The sequence below is a fragment of the Paracoccus sp. NIOT.M2S5SZ12 genome (assembly GCF_057748165.1).
Map to the genome: position 1 here is coordinate 1 of NZ_JBYLFR010000073.1, position 417 is coordinate 417.

Below are 417 nucleotides of genomic sequence, written 5' to 3' on the forward strand. Positions count from 1 at the left end.
ATCCCCGACAAGAAGCAGCCGTGTCCGCTGGACAAGGTCAACCGCCAGTTCCGGGTGCCAGCGCCCAACATGCTGTGGGTCAGCGACTTCACCTATGTCGCCACCTGGAAGGGCTTCGTCTATGTCGCCTTCGTCATCGACGCCTATGCCCGCAGGATCGTCGGCTGGCGCGTCAGCGCCTCCCCTCATGCCGGGTTTGTCCTGGATGCCCTCGAACAGGCTGTCCACGAACGCCGCCCGGTCAAGGGCATGGGGTTGGTTCACCATAGTGATCGGGGCAGTCAATATCTGTCCATCAAATACACCGAACGGCTGGCCGAGGCCGGCATCGAGCCCTCGGTCGGCAGCGTCGGTGACAGTTACGACAACGCCCTGGCCGAGACGATCAACGGCCTTTTCAAGGCTGAGGTCATCCAC

The 417-nt window shown here is 62.4% G+C and carries 1 protein-coding gene; it reads left to right on the forward strand.

Annotation, left to right across the window (positions count from 1 at the left end):
* The coding region (locus AC2SGK_RS18350; RefSeq protein WP_488324808.1) for an IS3 family transposase at positions 1-417 on the forward strand (417 nt) is incomplete at both ends.